At 54.7% G+C, this 1659-nt stretch carries 1 rRNA gene; it reads left to right on the forward strand.

The features are described 5' to 3' along the window. Window positions 1-465 precede the first annotated feature (465 nt). Window positions 466-1659: ribosomal RNA gene (locus AB0411_RS37875) — 16S ribosomal RNA — on the forward strand; the annotation flags it as partial.

Raw genomic sequence — 1659 nt, forward strand, 5'->3', positions numbered from 1 at the left:
GTGGTCGTTCGGGCGTAACTTATTACTTGTTCGCCCCACAGGGGAGAGCGGAGCGGCCGGAAGGCCCCGCAGCCCCTCAAGTAGCGAACCACCCCCAACATCTGTTCTTGAGAGTTTCGGTTCTCTGGTTTACAGTTGGGGTTCTGCCGTTCGGCACATTTTCTGGGATCTGCTTCGTTTGAGGTGGTCTTGTTGTGTGTGGATGGTGTGAAGGTAGTGAACTGCCTCACGGTTAGGTCTAGGTGACTGTTTCTGTGGGTGCGTCCGTTCCTTGAGAACTCAACAGCGTGCACTTGTCAAATGCCAATTTATTCCTCGTTGATCTTCGGATTGCGAGAAATTCCTTTGGATCAAAGACCAGCCTCTTCGGGGGTTGGCATATGGATACGTCAGTAATGATGTTTCTCTTTGGTCAGTTTCAAACTCGCTGCAGCATCGTTTTCCCGGTGTTGTGTGCATTTCTTTTTTACGGAGAGTTTGATCCTGGCTCAGGATGAACGCTGGCGGCGTGCTTAACACATGCAAGTCGAACGGTGAAGCCAAGCTTGCTTGGTGGATCAGTGGCGAACGGGTGAGTAACACGTGAGCAACCTGCCCTGGACTCTGGGATAAGCGCTGGAAACGGCGTCTAATACTGGATATGAGCCTCTTCCGCATGGTGGGGGTTGGAAAGATTTTTTGGTCTGGGATGGGCTCGCGGCCTATCAGCTTGTTGGTGAGGTAATGGCTCACCAAGGCGTCGACGGGTAGCCGGCCTGAGAGGGTGACCGGCCACACTGGGACTGAGACACGGCCCAGACTCCTACGGGAGGCAGCAGTGGGGAATATTGCACAATGGGCGAAAGCCTGATGCAGCAACGCCGCGTGAGGGATGACGGCCTTCGGGTTGTAAACCTCTTTTAGCAGGGAAGAAGCGAAAGTGACGGTACCTGCAGAAAAAGCGCCGGCTAACTACGTGCCAGCAGCCGCGGTAATACGTAGGGCGCAAGCGTTATCCGGAATTATTGGGCGTAAAGAGCTCGTAGGCGGTTTGTCGCGTCTGCTGTGAAATCCCGAGGCTCAACCTCGGGCCTGCAGTGGGTACGGGCAGACTAGAGTGCGGTAGGGGAGATTGGAATTCCTGGTGTAGCGGTGGAATGCGCAGATATCAGGAGGAACACCGATGGCGAAGGCAGATCTCTGGGCCGTAACTGACGCTGAGGAGCGAAAGGGTGGGGAGCAAACAGGCTTAGATACCCTGGTAGTCCACCCCGTAAACGTTGGGAACTAGTTGTGGGGACCATTCCACGGTTTCCGTGACGCAGCTAACGCATTAAGTTCCCCGCCTGGGGAGTACGGCCGCAAGGCTAAAACTCAAAGGAATTGACGGGGACCCGCACAAGCGGCGGAGCATGCGGATTAATTCGATGCAACGCGAAGAACCTTACCAAGGCTTGACATACACCAGAACGGGCCAGAAATGGTCAACTCTTTGGACACTGGTGAACAGGTGGTGCATGGTTGTCGTCAGCTCGTGTCGTGAGATGTTGGGTTAAGTCCCGCAACGAGCGCAACCCTCGTTCTATGTTGCCAGCACGTAATGGTGGGAACTCATGGGATACTGCCGGGGTCAACTCGGAGGAAGGTGGGGATGACGTCAAATCATCATGCCCCTTATGT

The organism is Streptomyces angustmyceticus (genome assembly GCF_040701845.1).
Classification (GTDB): domain Bacteria; phylum Actinomycetota; class Actinomycetes; order Streptomycetales; family Streptomycetaceae; genus Streptomyces; species Streptomyces angustmyceticus_A.